This window comes from Mycobacterium sp. SMC-17 (assembly GCF_045310915.1).
Lineage (GTDB): Bacteria > Actinomycetota > Actinomycetes > Mycobacteriales > Mycobacteriaceae > Mycobacterium.
Map to the genome: position 1 here is coordinate 1 of NZ_JBJIAK010000058.1, position 15,271 is coordinate 15,271.

Here is a 15,271-nt window from a genome sequence, read left to right on the forward strand (position 1 = left end):
TTCACCATGACTCGTTGATCACAACGCGTGAACCACGCCAGATCCGAAGTCCACCACTCCCCGGGACGCTATCATCATCCTGCACTTTGTCCCGTCCGTCCGCAGGCGAGGTCGGCCGCGTTGCGAGCACCGTCAGGGGCACTCCGCGTAGCCGGGCTTCGCTGATTCCGGCCTCGAGAACGACGGCGCTGTCCGGACTTTCATCGACTTCGACCACGACGTGCCTGGGCTGCATCACCCCGTGGTGATTGCCGCTGCGGACGATTGCCACCGGACACGGCGCGGAAGTCGCCAATGTGGCCGCGGTCGAACCGAGTCGGTGCCCCGTGGCATGCGCGATGCCGAGCGAGCCCAGACACAGCAGGTCGGCAGATCGGCTGGCGTCCAGCAGGACCCGGGAGGGATGCCCCTGCAGTACTTCCCATTCCACTTTGACCGGCTGCTCTGTGGACTCGACCGCGACCAGCGCGCGCCGCACGGAGACGTCGGCGCACGCCAGATCTTGAGGTTCCTGCTGGGGATCGACGGCACCATGGCCGCGTGGCTCGACGACGTAGAGCAGGCGCAGGGGTACGTCGCGACTGACGGCTTCATCGACCGCCCACAAGGCAGCGTCAACCGACCACCGCGAGCCGTCGATGCCGACCACGACGGCCGATGACGGTGAAGCTGACTTGTACATCTTCGCACTCTCCTGACTTCACCCAGCTGACTATTCGTCGACGGTAGGTGCGATGACCGTGTCCGCGGCAGGGGCATTGGTCCCTAGTTGCCTGACCGTGGGCCCATGTGCCCTAGTGAGCGGGCTGGTGACTTGCCATCGTCGACGATATGAAGAAGCAACTGGCAACGGGTGTAGCGCTTGCGGCTGCACTGTGCGTAGCGGGCCGGCGGTATCGCAAGTGGGCGGCCGCCAGGCGCACATCCAGCGCTCCGCCATCAATTCCGGTCATCAGAGCCATGTGGCCGGAAGCGGAAAACGTCCGCCAGCTGGCGTCGCGGTGTCGGTGGCGGGACGTCCTCCAGGGCTGGGGCGGTGCCGATGCGGACCAACACCTGGGGCAGGGGATGGCCGGTGAGCGCGCTGATGATGTCGCAGGTGGCCGGGTGCTCCGTCAGGTGGGTGAGCGTGCAACTGGCTAGGCCCGCGACGGTGGCTTCCAGCAGCACTACCGACAACGTCTCGCCGCACGCCAAGATGTCCTCGCGCGTATCGCCGAGTGCGGAGATGACCACCACGGTGGCCTGGTCATCGCCGGCATGTTGGCGACGCTCGCGGACATGGGAAACCGGGAACGAGCGTCCGATGTCAACCCAAAAACCTTCTGCAGCCGACAACAACGCACTGTGTGGAATACCGGTTGTACTCTCAAAAGACGAAGTCCACCAGTCCAATTCGGCGTGATACGCGGCGTCGTACATCCGTAGCGCATCGGTTAGATGTGAGGCCTGGGCTACTTCGGTGCGTTGTCGGGCGGTCAGGACGTCAACCTGGGCCGGGTGATTCACCGTTGCCAGCCGCAGCATTTCGACCAACGCGGGCCGGTCTGTCACTGCGCCGAACGGAAGTCGATCGGATCGCCGGCACAATATCGCGTCTGCTGCCCGCCGCTGTGCCGGTGTGACGCCGGCGGCCGACTGGAAGCGGATGTCGGCGAGGTGCCGGTGGTTCTCGGGGTCGGGAAAGCGCTCTACCTTTGTGGTCCAGCCAGTTGCGGCCATCGCCACGCGGAGATGGTCCAAGGCCGCGCCGCAGCTCAACAGTGCCTGGCGGCCTGAACCGTCGGTGGTGACCAGCCAGCCGGCGTCGAGATACAGCTTCAGCGTGGCGGATTCGAGCACCCAATACCACGGCTGGCTGTTGTGGATCGACGGCGCTCTGCAGGCCAGAAGTACCGCATCTTCGATTTCCGCGAGGGAAATAGTGGCTTTCGTCATGCGGCGTCCTTCTCGACAACAGCGAGGTGCACCTAGAAGCCTGCGACGGTTCGGACGCTTCGCACAGGGTCGGAAGTCATCATTACCTCGGCCGTTGGCGGTCAAGCACGTCATCGGGTGTCGACAGAGCACTTTTCGGATCTCGCGAGGACCTTCGACACTATGCCGTGTTCGAGCAGTGCGGTCAGATGGCATCGGAGAGCTGCATGACCACTACGGCACAAGGACTTTTGATGAACATCCAAGCCCCGGTCAATCCGGTCGTCGTCGGCATCGACGGTTCCAAACATGCGGTGCGCGCTGCGCGCTGGGCCGCACTCGAGGCGGCGAGCCGGGACACCACGTTGCGGCTGGTCTACGTCATCGACTCGGATCATGCCGACCACCAGGAGAGCATCGACCGCGCTCAGCACGCGTTGCACAAGGCGTGGAAAGCCGTGACCGCTACACGCGTCGACGTGAAGCTCGAATCAGAGATTCTCTCGGGCACCCCGGCTGAATGCCTTGCCGATGAGTCCCGCCAGGCGGCTGTGGTGTGCGTCGGCGACCGCGGAACACATGACACGCCTGATGCTCCGCGCGGATCGACGGCTGTTGAGGTGGCCCGGAGCGCGCCAGGCTCAGTCGCGATCATCCGGCGGAAACATCGCGAGTTCGACCATCGCAAGTGGATCGTGGCTGTCCTGGACGAATCAGCCTCTGCTGCAGCAGTATTGAAGGCTGCTGAGTCTGATTCGGCATGGCGTGATGCGCCGATTCTGATGCTGGAGCCCTGGTCGCATTCGGGTGAGCCGGTCGATGTCAGCAATCCGGTGCACGCCGCTCTGGAGCGGTATTTGAGAGCCGCGGACAACAGTTACCTCGAGTCGGTCACCCTGGCGATGCCGGGGCATCTGAGCAACTTGCTTCGGCAGAGTGCATGCATCGACCAGCTTGTCATCGTGCGGGGAGACGACCGGGACTTGGTTGCGGAACTGACCGGCGACGAAATGCGCGAGACCTTGAAAGGTTCGGACTGCACACTGTTGTTCGTCCGGCCGGCCTACCGCCCATCACGTGGCAATGGAACAGCTTGCCACCAGAGTTCGACCGAGCTGCTGACGGTAGGGCAGTCATGACCCAGGTGCTGCATCAGCCGATCCGGTGCACCCAATCGGCAACCAGACAAGGGTCGGTGGCGACCGAATTCAGGACGCGGCAGTCCCGTGACACCGCCCGTACGGACTGGATTGCCCACGTTGCGGCGAAACTCGCTCTTCGCGAGGGGCGCCACGATACCGCGCGGGATGCGGAGATCGCGGGCTGGTGCCGGGAGACTGCGATGCAGTTCGCGGATGCCCGAATTCAAGCGTTCGTCCCACTGTTGGTCGAGCGGATCGTCGCCGACCGCATTCGGCGTGGCAGTGATTTGGGCTGCTAGTCGGCATCCCGGACGGTCAGCAGCACCTTTCCGACGGTCTTGTCGGAGTCGAGCAGCCGGTGCGCCTCAGGGGCGTCGGTGATCGGCACCTCCGCCGCGACGACAGGCACCACCGCTCCGGCGTCGATCAGTGGCCACAGATGCTGCCGCAGGGCGCTGATGATCTCGGCTTTGGAGCCGGGGCCTTCCTCCGGCCGGCGCCGCAGGTTCGTCACATGTACCGATCCTCGTTTGAACAGGAGCGTGCCGAGATTCAGTTCGGCGACGGCGCCACCCTGTAAGCCGATGATGGTCAGGTGGCCGTTCTCGGCGAGGGCGTCGACGTTCTTGCCGAGGTAACTGCCGCCCATGATGTCGAGAATGACGTCGGCGCCAGAGTATTCGGCGTTGACCACCGCCGGGAAGTCCTGGTCGCGATAGTTGATCAACGTCTGCGCGCCGAGTTCGCGGCAGGCGTCCAGCTTGAATTGTGTGCCGGCCGTCACCGCCACGTTGGCCCCGAGTGCGCGCCCCACTTGTATTGCGTGCGTGCCGATTCCGCTGCCGCCGCCGTGAATCAGCAGCGTCTGCCCGCTCTGCAGGCCACCGGTCATGACGACGTTCGACCACACGGTGGCCGCCGTTTCCGGCAGCGCCGCGGCGGCGATGACGCTCACGCCCTGCGGCACGGGCAGCACATGACTGGCGGCGACGTTGACGCGTTCGGCGTACCCGCCGGCGGCCAGCAGGGCACACACCGCATCACCGGGTGCCCAATCCTGCACTCCGGCACCGACTTCGGCGATGTAGCCGGAAACCTCGAGGCCCGGGATGTCGCTGGCGCCCGGTGGTGGCGGGTAGAAGCCCATGCGCTGCATGACGTCGGCGCGGTTGACGCCCGCCGCCACCACATCGATGGCGACCTGGCCGGGCCCGGGCGCGGGAAGGTCGTCGACCTTGGCCCACTCCATCACCTCGGGCTCACCGTGGCCGTTGAGAGTTGTCGCGTACATGTTATTTGCCTCCGGGGATGGGGAATTGGGTTGGTTGTGATTGACGGACTGTGGTCGGGGTCATCGCCCGCTACTTCTCGTGGGTCTGTTCGGGTAGGTCTTCCGGCGTGCCAGGTAAGCCCGTGGGCTGGAGCCGTTCCAGCGGTGGAAGGCGTGGGAGAAGTTGCTGACATCGGTGTAGCCCAGCCGGTTGGACACCTGCTCGACCGTCATGCCGCTCTGCAACAGCTCCGTCCCGAGGTGGTGGCGCACTTCGTCGAGCAGTTTCCGGAACGACGTGCCCTCGGCCTCCAATTGGCGGCGCAGCGTTCGGGTACTGCACGAGAGTCGGTCCGCCACCTGGGGCAGGCTCGGCGGGTTGGCGGGGTCGGCCAGCAGCAGGTCACGGACCAGGCCGGCCCGGCCGGTACGGGCTTCCCGCTGTTCGAGCAGCATCCGGCACTGCTGCTCGGTGAGCTTGGAGGTGTGGCTACTGGCTTGCGGCAGAGGAATATTCAGCAGGCCGGACTCGATGGTGACCGATGTTTCGGTGTCATCGAATTCCGGCGTGGAGCCGAACATGTCTTCATAGAACGTCACGGCCGGCCCCGGATCGGGGAGGGCGAAGCTGATGCGGCTCGGCGGCGGGGTGGCGCCCAGAATTTCCCGGTACAGGTTGGGGATGGCCGCTGCGTCGCGCTCCAGGACGAACCTGCGGATCGGTGCCGGCACGGCGCGGGCGTCGATGACGATCGTCAGATCGTCACCGTGTCGGCGGGTCTCGAAAGTGCAGAAGGCGTAACTTAATTGGACGAATCGCACAGCGACATCGATCGCCTCGCCCAAGGTCGGGCTGGTCAGGATGGCGAATCCCCACAGCCCGAACGCCGTGACCGGGTACCGGGCCGCCGCCTGCAGGCCGAGGCCGGGCTGATCACCCAACGCGGCAACGATATTGGTGATGGCCCTGAGCTCCTGCTGCGCGGTGACCTCGGCATCGGGAACGCGAATCGCCGCGGCCGGGATCCTGGTGCCGGCGAGGCATTGCTGCGCGGTCAAGCCGAAGTCGGCGGCCCAGTCGAGCATCACCGTCAAGCTCGCGGCAGACCGCTTGGAGTGCAGGTCAAGCGTCGTCATCGGTCGCGCAATCGCTCGCGGTACTCGCGGGGCCCGACGCCCTTCCACCGGCGGAACGCCTGCGTGAAGCTGGAGGTCTGCGAATAACCGAGGCGGTCGGCTATTTCGGCAACCGGCATCCCGCTCGCGACCAGTTCCTCGGCGAGTGCCTCACGGGTTTCCTCCTGCAGATCGCGCAGCGACACCCCCTCCTGAGCGAGGTGCCGGCGTAGCGTGCGCGCGCTGACAGTCAGCTGCCGCGCGGCCTCGTCGAGTGTCAGCACGGGCGCCGGACTCGACAGCATCATGTCGCGCAGGAGGCCCGCGACACCGGCACGTGCAGACCGCTGTCGCAGCAGTTCGACGGCTTGCTTCTCGGCCATCGAGCGCGCGTACTGGTTCGCCTGGGGCAGTGGTTTGTTCAACGCGTCGAGGCTCACGATGAGGCAGTTCTGCGGTGCGCCGAAGTCGGGCTCGACGCCGAAGATGTCGACGTACTTCCGCACGATGTCATCCGCGGGCCGCTCGGTGGTGTACGCGACCTGCAGCTGGGCGTCCGATGACATGAGCAGGTCACGCTGCAGCGTCTGGATACCGGTGCTGTCGCGCTCGACGGCGAACTGACGCAGGTCGGACGGCAGGTGGGACGGGTCGAGGATCAGCCGGCCGTAGCCGTCCGTCATGTCGGGCGACACCGTGAGCCGGCACAGACAGAAACTGAGCGCAGCCAGCGATACGCCCACCTGCATCGCCTCGCCCAACGTGCGCGAGCTCATCAACGCCAGGCCCCAGATTCCGGGCGAGGCCGCATGGCAGCGCAGCCCGGCTTCGATGCCGAGGCCGGGGACATCAAGGGCAGCAAGCATATTGGTGATGATCTGGATCTCGTCGCGCAGATGCACTTCGGCGTCCAGGTCATCGAGGGCGGAGCGGGTCAGCGACGTGCCATGCAGTGACGCGGTGGCGGGCATTCCGTGTTCGGTCGCGAGATCGACGAGCAGAGCCACCCCCGCCGGTGAGCGGAGAACATCGTGCGTACTCACATGCTCCTCATTCGGCCGAATCCGGTTTCTGTCACCCTGCGGTACCGAGCCTAGGGGCCGAGCCGTCTCACGCAATAGGTGATGAATGGCCAACAAGTTGTGAGAAGTGGCCAACTCGTAGCGCCGCATTCCCGCCTGCGGAATTCTTGCCCTATGACCAAGCGCATCCTGAACGTCGTCACCAACGTCTCGCACTACGAGGACCCGTCCGAGCCGACCGGCCTGTGGTTGTCGGAGCTGACGCATGCCTACCACGTCTTCGCCGAGGCCGGCTACGAGCAGACCATCGTCAGCCCCCAGGGTGGGCTCTCGCCGCTGGAGCCGCGGTCGCTGAAGTTCCCCAACTTCGACAAGAGCGCCAAAGCCTGGAAAGCCGAGGCCGCCAAGATGGCGCTGCTGGCCGACACCGCCGCGCCGGCGGACATCGACTCGGCGGATTTCGACGCCATCTACTTCACCGGCGGCCACGCGGTGATGTTCGACTTCCCGGACAGTGAAGGACTGCAACGTATCTCGCGGGAAATCTTCGAACGCGGGGGAGTCGTGTCCTCTGTCTGCCACGGCTACGCCGGGCTGCTGAACACCACGCTTTCGGACGGCTCGCTGCTCGTGGCGGGCCGCAAACTCACCGGCTTCTCCTGGACCGAGGAAGTCGTGGCCCGCGTCGACAAGCTGGTGCCCTACAACGTCGAAGAAGAAATGAAGAAGCGCGGCGCACTCTACGAAAAGGGGCTCATTCCCTTTGCTTCGTACGTCGTTGCCGACGGTCGCCTCGTCACCGGGCAGAACCCCGGCTCCGCGAAAGCCACGGCCAAGAAGGTCGTCGAAGTCCTCGGGCGCGGCTAGTTTCCCTCCGAGCCGGGCAGATTCGGGTCGAGGGTGCGCACAGATCGTCAGATCCATGGTTGAGAGGCGCTGATCGCACAGTCGCGGCCAGATACCCGGTCGCGCCGAAAACGATGATCTGGTTGGTCATCTCGGCTCGCAGATCACGACCGGTATGTCCCGGCTGGTCCGTCGTTGGTAGTCGGCGTAGCCCCGGTAGGCGGATACGATCTTCGGCCACAGCTCGGCCTTTTCTGCGGCTGTTGCGGTGCGCGCAGACATCTGCCGGCGCTGTCCGTCCATCACGATCTCGCACTCGGGGTTGGCCTGGAGGTTGCGGTACCAGTCCGGGTTGCGGTCGTCGCCGCCCTTGGAGGCGACGAGCACGACCTGACGCGAATTGTGCACGGGCGACGTCAGATAGCAGGACCGCGGCAGCCCGGATTTGCGACCTGTCGTATGCAGCTCCACCAGCGCCATGCCGAAGGGCTTGGCCAACAGCCTGTTTCCGCTGAGGGTCAGGATCAGCCGGTGTGCGCGGTTCATGAGCTTGGCACCGGCGTCACTCAACGTGTTGCTGTTCATTTGACGCCCGGGAGCCGGCGCAGCAGGCGGATGCCTTGTGTCATGACACGGGCGTAGGTACCCGCGCCGAGCCAGGCCGGTGCACCGACGGGCAACAGCCGCTCGACGGCGATCGTCTGGGACTCGGTGTATTTGAGGATGCCGTGCTCGCCGTGGCGGCGGCCCATGCCGGAGGCCTTCATGCCGCCCATCGGTGCGTCGACCGATGCCCACGCGGCGGCGTAGGCGTCGTTGACATTGACGGTGCCCGCCTGCAGTTTGGCGGCCACGGCCCGCCCGCGTTTCGGATTCGACGTCCACACACTGAAGTTCAGGCCGTACGGGCTGTCGTTGGCCTTGTCGATGGCCTCGGCCTCGCTCTCTACCCGGTAGAGAGACACCAGCGGTCCGAAGGTCTCGTCGGCGTACACCATCATGCCGTCATGTACGCCGGTCAGGATGGTCGGTTCGTAGAAGTACGGCCCGAGGTCGGGACGGGCGCGGCCGCCGGCGAGGACGACCGCGCCGTTGTCCACCGCGTCAGCGACGTGACGGGTCACCGTCGTCAGCTGCTTCTCGGAGATCAGCGAGCCCATGTCGGCTGAATAGTCCAGGGCGCCGGAAAGTTTCATCTTCTTGGTGGCGGCGGCAAACCGGGTGGTGAAGCTGTCCCACAACGCCGCCGGCACATAGATGCGTTCGATCGAGATGCACAACTGACCGGTGTTCGAGAAGCAGGCCCGGATCGCGCCGTCGACGGCCTTGTCCACGTCGGCGTCGTCGAGGATCAGCAGCGCGTTCTTGCCACCCAGTTCCATCGAACAGTCGATCAGCCGCTCGCCTGCCTGCGCGGCGACCGTGCGGCCGACCGCGGTCGAGCCGGTGAACATCAGAAAGTCGGACTGTTCGATGATCGACGTGCCCAACTCGGCACCCGAGCCCGTCACCACCTGCACCAAACCCTGTGGCATACCGGCCTCTTCGAGCAGCCGCACCGCCCAGAGCGTGGCGAACGGCGTCTGCTGGTCCGGTTTGGTGAGCACCGCGTTCCCCGCGACGATCGCGGGCAGGGCGTCGCTGATGCCCAGCGTCAGCGGATAGTTCCACGGCGAGATGACGCCGACCAGGCCTTTCGGATGGTGCAGTTCCCACACCTGGGTGAGGGCCAACTGCGCGCCCTGCCGCCGCTTCGGTTTGAGGTAGTCGGCAGCGGTGTTGGCGTAATAACGCGACACCATGGCGACGTCGATGATCTCTTCGAAGGCGTGGCGCCGTGCCTTGCCGTTCTCGAGCTGAATGAGGTCGAGCACTTCGTCCTGACGGTCCAGCACCAGATCGTGGAAGCGCAGCAGCATGGCCGCGCGGTCCTCGACGGGCGTTGCGGCCCATGCGGGCTGGACCGCGCGGGCCCGTTCGGCAGCCGCCGCGACGTCGGCAGGCGTGCACCGCGGGACATCCGCGAGTATCTGACCGGTCATCGAGTTGAGGACTTCGAGACGGGAGCCGGGGTCGATTGCCTGTACCCGGCCGGCCAGGTTCCGCAGCAGCGCGGCGCGGGGGCCGGCCACGGGCGGAGACGCGAATGTCGTCATGGTGTCTTCTCCTGCAGTGCGGTGCGCAGCGTGTCCTGCGCGAGTTTGATTGCGGCAGTGGCCGCGTGGGTTGAACGGAGCGCGTTGAGCATCATGAAGTCGTGGATGATGCCGCCGAACCGCACCTGCACGACAGGCACACCGGCCTCGCGCAGTTTCGCGGCGTAGGCCTCGCCGCCGTCGCGCAGGACGTCGGCCTCGGCGGTGATCACCAGAGCCGGTGGTAGGCCTTCGAGCTGCTCGACGGTGGCACGCAACGGTGACGCGTAGATCTCATCGCGTTGCGCGTCGTTCTCGGTGTACTGATCCCAGAACCACTTCATGCCCTCGCGGCTCAGGAAGTAGTGTTCGGCGAACTGGTGATACGACGGCGTGTCGAAGTCCGCCGCGGTGACGGGGTAGAGCAGCACCTGGTGGCAGATCGTCACGTCGCCCCGGTCCTTGGCCATGAGCGTGAGCACGGCGGCCATGTCGCCACCCACCGAATCGCCGGACACCGCGAATCGCGAAGAATCCAAACCTTTTTCGGCGCCGTGGGCGAAGACCCATTGTGCGGCGGCGTAGTTCTGCTCGATGGCGGTCGGATACTTGGCCTCGGGGGACAGGTCGTACTCGGGGAACACCACGGCGGCGTCGGCGCCGACGGCCAGTTCCCGGACCAGGCGGTCGTGCGTGTGGGCGTTGCCGAATACCCAGCCCGCGCCATGGATGTAGAAGATCACCGGCAGGGGGCCGGTGGTCCCGGCGGGCTTGACGATGCGGACCTGCACCGAGCCCGTGGGTCCACCCTCGACGGTGATCCACTCGTCGTCGACGTCGGGCATCTGGACTGCGCCGGACTGCACCTCGTCGACCGTCTTGCGGCCTTCGGCCGGCGGCAGCTGGTAGAGGAATGGCGGTGTGTCGGTGGCCTGGCAGAAGGCGAGCGCCTCGGGCTCGAGCACCGGCTTGATGTCGGTCATGGTTGTCTCCTCATGCTCACGGGGTGGAACTGCTCAACGAGGTGGGACCTGTTCGATAGTTGTCCACTTGCCGGCCCGTGACACCTGTTTGGCCACTTATCACAAGTTATTGGCCATCCGACACCTGTGGACCGTGGCCGACTGCTGTCAGCCTTGAGCTGTCAATCCCTACGAAGGACGAGGTCCATCACCATGGCTACGCAACTCACCGAGGTCGAATTCGCCGGCCAGACCGTCGAGGTGCCGAAGGGCGGTTACTACGACCGCTACCGCTCGAACCCGAATCTGGACGAGGTGGCACAAGACCCCGCGGTAGGCAACATCGACTGGTTCCGGCGCATCCCGAAGGTTCAGGTCGACTCACGGGTGGGGCCGTTGTGGGCGCCGAACTTCTACTACCGCGCCAGCATCGTTCAGGCGAATCTGCTTGCGCCGCTGGACCGTTTGGCCGCGATGCTCCCCGCCCCGCTGGAGCCATTGCGCGCCGTGCCCGGTTACGGCATCGCCGCGCTGACGTTCTTCTCGTACGCGGTGTGCGACAACGATCCCTACGATGAGGTGTCCGTTGCCGCCGTCATTCGCAAGCCCGGAGACCACGGCGTGGTGTCGGGCCTGCTGCCCGAACTCGAACTGCTGAATGCCCTGCGGCGCAGGAACTTCTACGCGCACGTGCTGGCGCTACCGGTCACCACCGAGATCGCCCGGGTTCGCGGAGTCAACGGTTACCAGCTGCCGAAGTGGCGCACCGACATCAGCGTCGACATCAGTGACGCCGTGCACGCCGAGATCGACGGGCCCACAGGGAAACCCGATGTGACGCTGCACGCGCCGCTGCCCGAGTTCACCGACGTGCCGTCGCAGTCCCGCATGGGTACCAACACCATGATCCATCTGGTCGACGGCCAGTGGCGCCAGACGTCGGTGCAGTCCAACACGCTGTCGTACGCGCAGCGCAGCTTCCCTCGCGACGTGACCATCGCCCGTAACGGCGGCCCGCTCAGCGACCTGCTCGACGGGCTCGGCGCGTCCCGGGTCCTGAGCCTGGACATCGCCAAGGATGCGCAGTTGGTCCTGAACTTGCCGCGGCCGCTGAACGCCTTCGGCTGAGCGGGTACCTGGACGCGTTATCAGAGGTGATGTCGCAGAAGGGATTTCCGGCATCATCCAGAACTCCGTCGACATCGGCCGGCACGCGGTCGAGAAGCTGAGGGCGGCCGTCGCCGGCGATGGTGCCGATAGTGACGCCGAAGCGTGATCCGGATTTCCAGCGAATGGCCGCGGGTCGGGGATAGGGTGCGGGCGGCGACGCGGCCCAGCGGCCTGTGCGGGGTCGGCGCCATACCGACAATGGCCGGCGAGCCCCGGGAAGGACGGACGATGAAGGTTCTGGTGACCGGGGGGACGGGCTTTGTCGGAGCGCATATCGTTGCCGTGCTGATCCGTGACGGACACGATGTGCGGATGCTGGTTCGGCGGGCGGAGCAGGTGCCGATATCACTTGAACCGCTGGGTGTTTCGGTCGACGACATCGTCGTCGGTGATGTGCTGGACCGCGAGGTGGTGGCTGCCGGACTCGACGGTGTCGACGCCGTCGTCCACGCGGCCGCCGTGTTCAGTCTCGACGCGCGCCGAGCCGCCGAGATCACCCGGACCAACCTGCGCGCAACGGAATTGGTCGTGGGCGGTGCGGTGGAACGCGGCCTGGATCCCATCGTGCACATTTCGTCGACAGTGGCCCTCACGTGTCGCGACGGCGGCGGACCCGACCTGCCGCTGGGCGACGTCGGCCTGCCGTACGCCAAGTCGAAACGTGATTCAGAGGTACAGATTCGAGCATTCCAGTCGGGCGGGGCTCCCGTGGTGTCGGTGTACCCCGGTGGCGTGTTGGGACCGCACGATCCGTATCTGGGGACTCAGGTCGAGCTGTTCACCTGGATCGTGAAGGGCTGGCTTCCCGTGTGGCCGAGGGGCGGTGCCCACTACGTCGACGTCCGCGATGTCGCCGATGTCGTTGCCGCATGCATGGTGCGGGGCAACGGACCGCGTCGCTATGTGGTGCCCGGCCATCACCTGACCGGGGACCTGATGCACGGCACGCTGCACAAGATCACCGGACGCTGGCTGCCATTCGTGACGACGCCGTCCATCGTGGCCAAGCCCTTCAGCCGTTTCGTGGAACTGCTCAACAAGGTGCTGCCGGACGACATTCACCTCCCCGCGGACGTCGAGACCGTCGAGCTCGCCGAGCGGGACACCCGCTTCGACACGTCGCCCACCACGGAGGACCTCGGCGTCGTCGCGCGGCCGTTCGAGGAAACCGCCCGCGACACCCTGCTGTGGCTCATCGAAATCGGTGCGCTGCCAAGCAGATACGCCGGCAATCTGCGCTGAGCTACGTTTTCGCGGCTGTGGCGGCAGCGGCTGCCCGGTCGGTGAGCAGGTCGTAGATCGGTCGCGAGCCGAGTGCGATGGCGACCAATAGCGCCGTCGCACAGGCACCGAGCATCGGGGGCAGCTGGTTCGCGCTGCCCGTGAGTTCGGTGGCGAGGATGAGGCCCGTCACCGGCGCCTGGACGGTGGCGGTGAAGAACGCTGCCATGCCGATGAGGGCAAGGGCCGCCGGAGCAGGCGCCGATTGTGGCGCGACATGGGTCGCGATCAGGCCGACGATCAGTCCGACATCGGCGCCGAGGACGAGCATCGGTGCGAACAGGCCGCCCGGTGTACCCGCGGCATACGAGACCACGCCCAGGACGAAACGCAGCACCAGCACCGCCGTGACGGCACCGATGGCGCCGTGGCCCAGCAGCGCTTCCTGGGTGAGGTGGTCGCCGCCACCTGCGAGGTTGGGGGAGTACCAGACCAGCACACCGACGCCGGCGCCGATGAGTGCGGCACGGACCTCGACCGGCCAGCGGCTGGTATCGGCGGTGCGCAGGCCGAACATGATGGCTTTGTTGTAGAGCACCCCCAGGACTCCGGTGAGCACGCCGACGGCCAGTATCCACCCGGAGTCGGCCAGCGCCGGATCGGCCAGGGCCGGCACCTCGAATTCACTGCCCGAGCGGACGAATGGGTAGGCCGCCATGAACCCGGACGCCGAGGCGACCAGCGTGGCGACGGTGGTGCGCGGGTCGAAGCGCTTGACGAGCTCCTCCAGGACGAACACCCCGCCGGCGATCGGCGCGTTGAACGCGGTCGCCAGGCCGGCGGCCGCACCGGCGGCGGCGAGGATGCGCAGATCCGCTTGGGGACGGCGGGTCGCCGAGGCGACGATGACGGCGATGGAACCGCCCATCTGCACCGACGGCCCTTCGCGGCCGAGGGCGAGGCCCGAGCCGAGGGCCAGCAGTCCACCGACGTACTTGACCGGCAGGATTCGGAACCGGCCCGGTTCGGCGCGGCCGGCGACCACTGCCTCGACGCGCGGAATACCGCTGCCCTCGGCGAACGGTTCGACGCGGCGGACCAGCGACGCGGCCAGCGCGGTGCAGGCGGCACAGATGGCGACGACGACGATGGGGCCCCACCAACTTTCGTGAGACCACTGCGACAACGAGGCGCGCCACTGTGTCGCGTAATCGAGCAGCACGCGGAAGCTGCCCGCCGCCAGACCGGTCAACGCACCGACGACGGCTGCCGCGAGGACGAACCCGATGACGTTGCCGGCGCGTCCCTTATCCATCAGAGCCCACCGCGGGCGACCAACTGCGCGGCGATGACGTTGCGCTGGATTTCGTTGGTGCCTTCGCCGACGATCATCAGCGGGGCGTCGCGGAAGTAGCGTTCGACGTCGTATTCGGTGGAATAGCCGTAGCCACCGTGGATCCGGACGGCATTGAGCGCGATCTCCATGGCGATCTCGGATGCGAACAGCTTGGCCATGCCGGCTTCCATGTCGCAGCGTTCGCCGCTGTCGTAGCGCTCGGCGGCATACCGCGTCAGCTGGCGCGCCGCGGTGAGTTTGGTGGCCATGTCCGCCAGGTAGTTGCCGACGGACTGGTGCTTCCAGATCGGCTGCCCGAAGCTCTCGCGTTCCTGCGCGTAGTCGAGTGCGTCCTCCAACGCCGCGGTCGCGACGCCGAGCGCACGCGAGGCCACCTGAATCCGGCCTGTCTCAAGGCCTTTCATCATCTGGCCGAAGCCCTTGCCGGGCTCGCCCCCGAGGATCGACGACGCGGGCGTGCGGTAGCCGTCGAACGTCAGCTCGCAGGATTCGACACCCTTGTAGCCCAGCTTGGGCAGATCGCGTGACACCGTCAGCCCGGGACCGTGTTCGACGAGCACCACCGAAATGCCTTTGTGCCGTGGCTCGGCGGACGGGTCGGTCTTGCACAGCAGTGCGATCAGCCCCGAGCGGCGCGCGTTGCTGATCCATGTCTTGGATCCGTTGATCACCAGGTCGGTGCCGTCCCGGCGGGCAGTGGTCGACATGTTCTGCAGATCCGAGCCGCCGCCCGGTTCGGTCAGCGCCATGGTCGCGCGCAGTTCACCGGTGGCCATGCGCGGCAGGTACGTCTGCTTCTGTTCGTCGGTGCCGAACAGGCCGATCAGCTTGGCCACCACGGTGTGACCGCCCATGGCGCCGGCCAGGCTCATCCATCCGCGTGAGAGTTCCTGCGTCACTTCGACATAACACGGCATCGACACCGGGGAACCGCCATACTCGTCGGGGATCGCGAGCCCGTAGATGCCGATCTGCTTCATCTGTTCGATCCACGCCTCGGGGTAGGTGTTGGCGTGTTCGACATCGCGCACCGTGGGCTTGACGTCGCGGTCGATGAACGCGCGCACGGTCGCGACGAGCAGGGCCTCTTCGTCGGTCAGGTGAGTGGACACG

General features: G+C 66.2%; 15 protein-coding genes. 5 read left to right on the top strand and 10 right to left on the bottom strand.

The window, feature by feature from the left end:
- Window position 1: 1 nt before the first annotated feature.
- Together ACJH7A_RS26135 and ACJH7A_RS26140 are read right to left on the bottom strand one after the other, a co-directional pair.
- Window positions 2–649 carry a universal stress protein gene (locus ACJH7A_RS26135; protein ID WP_406802958.1) on the bottom strand — a complete coding sequence of 216 codons (648 nt, stop codon included), beginning with the start codon at window positions 647–649 and terminating at the stop codon, window positions 2–4.
- Window positions 650–939: 290 nt separating this feature from the next.
- A complete protein-coding gene (locus ACJH7A_RS26140; protein ID WP_212814779.1) occupies window positions 940–1,938 on the bottom strand; it encodes an Acg family FMN-binding oxidoreductase in 999 nt (332 codons plus the stop codon).
- A gap of 206 nt (window positions 1,939–2,144) precedes the next feature.
- Here ACJH7A_RS26140 and ACJH7A_RS26145 point away from each other — a divergent pair, with 206 nt between their 5' ends.
- On the top strand, window positions 2,145–3,056 hold the full coding sequence (locus ACJH7A_RS26145) for a universal stress protein (RefSeq protein WP_244872882.1): 912 nt from the start codon (window positions 2,145–2,147) through the stop codon (window positions 3,054–3,056).
- A complete protein-coding gene (locus ACJH7A_RS26150; protein WP_212814255.1) occupies window positions 3,053–3,358 on the top strand; it encodes a three-helix bundle dimerization domain-containing protein in 306 nt (101 codons plus the stop codon). The genes ACJH7A_RS26145 and ACJH7A_RS26150 overlap by 4 nt, the downstream gene beginning before the upstream one ends.
- Here ACJH7A_RS26150 and ACJH7A_RS26155 read toward each other — a convergent pair.
- From ACJH7A_RS26155 to ACJH7A_RS26165, 3 genes are read right to left on the bottom strand one after another with little or no spacing between them, the layout of a single operon-like run.
- Window positions 3,355–4,350 carry an NAD(P)H-quinone oxidoreductase gene (locus ACJH7A_RS26155; RefSeq protein ID WP_212814257.1) on the bottom strand — a complete coding sequence of 332 codons (996 nt, stop codon included), beginning with the start codon at window positions 4,348–4,350 and terminating at the stop codon, window positions 3,355–3,357. The genes ACJH7A_RS26150 and ACJH7A_RS26155 overlap by 4 nt on opposite strands.
- A 60-nt stretch (window positions 4,351–4,410) precedes the next feature.
- Window positions 4,411–5,466, bottom strand: a complete 1,056-nt coding sequence (locus ACJH7A_RS26160; protein ID WP_212814259.1) for an AraC family transcriptional regulator — start codon at window positions 5,464–5,466, stop codon at window positions 4,411–4,413.
- The gene (locus tag ACJH7A_RS26165) at window positions 5,463–6,488 is read right to left on the bottom strand and encodes an AraC family transcriptional regulator (protein ID WP_244872883.1); all 1,026 of its coding nucleotides are present in this window, start codon (window positions 6,486–6,488) and stop codon (window positions 5,463–5,465) included. Before ACJH7A_RS26165 ends, ACJH7A_RS26160 begins: the two co-directional genes overlap by 4 nt.
- 153 nt (window positions 6,489–6,641) lie before the next feature.
- Between ACJH7A_RS26165 and ACJH7A_RS26170 the strand changes: the two genes are divergently transcribed.
- A complete protein-coding gene (locus tag ACJH7A_RS26170; protein ID WP_212814261.1) occupies window positions 6,642–7,334 on the top strand; it encodes a type 1 glutamine amidotransferase domain-containing protein in 693 nt (230 codons plus the stop codon).
- A gap of 126 nt (window positions 7,335–7,460) precedes the next feature.
- Here the strand turns inward: ACJH7A_RS26170 and ACJH7A_RS26175 are convergent, their stop codons facing one another.
- Genes ACJH7A_RS26175 through ACJH7A_RS26185 form a run of 3 tightly spaced genes read right to left on the bottom strand, consistent with a single transcriptional unit; the run spans window position 7,461 to window position 10,431 of the window.
- Window positions 7,461–7,898 (bottom strand): nitroreductase family deazaflavin-dependent oxidoreductase, encoded by a 438-nt coding sequence (locus ACJH7A_RS26175; protein ID WP_212814263.1) that lies wholly within the window; start codon window positions 7,896–7,898, stop codon window positions 7,461–7,463.
- Complete coding sequence (locus ACJH7A_RS26180; protein WP_212814265.1) at window positions 7,895–9,469, bottom strand: succinic semialdehyde dehydrogenase; 1,575 nt, start codon at window positions 9,467–9,469, stop codon at window positions 7,895–7,897. The genes ACJH7A_RS26175 and ACJH7A_RS26180 overlap by 4 nt, the downstream gene beginning before the upstream one ends.
- Window positions 9,466–10,431, bottom strand: a complete 966-nt coding sequence (locus ACJH7A_RS26185) for an alpha/beta hydrolase (protein ID WP_212814267.1) — start codon at window positions 10,429–10,431, stop codon at window positions 9,466–9,468. Before ACJH7A_RS26185 ends, ACJH7A_RS26180 begins: the two co-directional genes overlap by 4 nt.
- 192 nt (window positions 10,432–10,623) lie before the next feature.
- Between ACJH7A_RS26185 and ACJH7A_RS26190 the strand changes: the two genes are divergently transcribed.
- Window positions 10,624–11,538, top strand: coding sequence for an acetoacetate decarboxylase (locus ACJH7A_RS26190; protein WP_212814269.1), 915 nt, complete (start codon window positions 10,624–10,626; stop codon window positions 11,536–11,538).
- Window positions 11,539–11,808: 270 nt separating this feature from the next.
- Window positions 11,809–12,822, top strand: coding sequence for an NAD-dependent epimerase/dehydratase family protein (locus ACJH7A_RS26195; RefSeq protein WP_212814271.1), 1,014 nt, complete (start codon window positions 11,809–11,811; stop codon window positions 12,820–12,822).
- A gap of 1 nt (window position 12,823) precedes the next feature.
- Here the strand turns inward: ACJH7A_RS26195 and ACJH7A_RS26200 are convergent, their stop codons facing one another.
- Window positions 12,824–14,116, bottom strand: coding sequence for a ClC family H(+)/Cl(-) exchange transporter (locus ACJH7A_RS26200; protein WP_212814273.1), 1,293 nt, complete (start codon window positions 14,114–14,116; stop codon window positions 12,824–12,826).
- Window positions 14,116–15,270, bottom strand: a complete 1,155-nt coding sequence (locus ACJH7A_RS26205) for an acyl-CoA dehydrogenase family protein (protein ID WP_212814275.1) — start codon at window positions 15,268–15,270, stop codon at window positions 14,116–14,118. The genes ACJH7A_RS26200 and ACJH7A_RS26205 overlap by 1 nt, the downstream gene beginning before the upstream one ends.
- Window position 15,271: the final 1 nt, after the last annotated feature.

What these genes read in the sequence shown, in the direction of transcription:
- ACJH7A_RS26145 (WP_244872882.1), top strand. Translation starts at nt 2,145, where the DNA reads ATGACCACTACGGCACAAGGACTTTTGATGAACATCCAAGCCCCGGTC.
- ACJH7A_RS26180 (WP_212814265.1), bottom strand. Translation starts at nt 9,469, where the DNA reads ATGACGACATTCGCGTCTCCGCCCGTGGCCGGCCCCCGCGCCGCGCTG.
- ACJH7A_RS26140 (WP_212814779.1), bottom strand. Translation starts at nt 1,938, where the DNA reads ATGACGAAAGCCACTATTTCCCTCGCGGAAATCGAAGATGCGGTACTT.
- ACJH7A_RS26170 (WP_212814261.1), top strand. Translation starts at nt 6,642, where the DNA reads ATGACCAAGCGCATCCTGAACGTCGTCACCAACGTCTCGCACTACGAG.
- ACJH7A_RS26195 (WP_212814271.1), top strand. Translation starts at nt 11,809, where the DNA reads ATGAAGGTTCTGGTGACCGGGGGGACGGGCTTTGTCGGAGCGCATATC.
- ACJH7A_RS26190 (WP_212814269.1), top strand. Translation starts at nt 10,624, where the DNA reads ATGGCTACGCAACTCACCGAGGTCGAATTCGCCGGCCAGACCGTCGAG.
- ACJH7A_RS26200 (WP_212814273.1), bottom strand. Translation starts at nt 14,116, where the DNA reads ATGGATAAGGGACGCGCCGGCAACGTCATCGGGTTCGTCCTCGCGGCA.
- ACJH7A_RS26175 (WP_212814263.1), bottom strand. Translation starts at nt 7,898, where the DNA reads ATGAACAGCAACACGTTGAGTGACGCCGGTGCCAAGCTCATGAACCGC.
- ACJH7A_RS26150 (WP_212814255.1), top strand. Translation starts at nt 3,053, where the DNA reads ATGACCCAGGTGCTGCATCAGCCGATCCGGTGCACCCAATCGGCAACC.
- ACJH7A_RS26160 (WP_212814259.1), bottom strand. Translation starts at nt 5,466, where the DNA reads ATGACGACGCTTGACCTGCACTCCAAGCGGTCTGCCGCGAGCTTGACG.
- ACJH7A_RS26155 (WP_212814257.1), bottom strand. Translation starts at nt 4,350, where the DNA reads ATGTACGCGACAACTCTCAACGGCCACGGTGAGCCCGAGGTGATGGAG.
- ACJH7A_RS26185 (WP_212814267.1), bottom strand. Translation starts at nt 10,431, where the DNA reads ATGACCGACATCAAGCCGGTGCTCGAGCCCGAGGCGCTCGCCTTCTGC.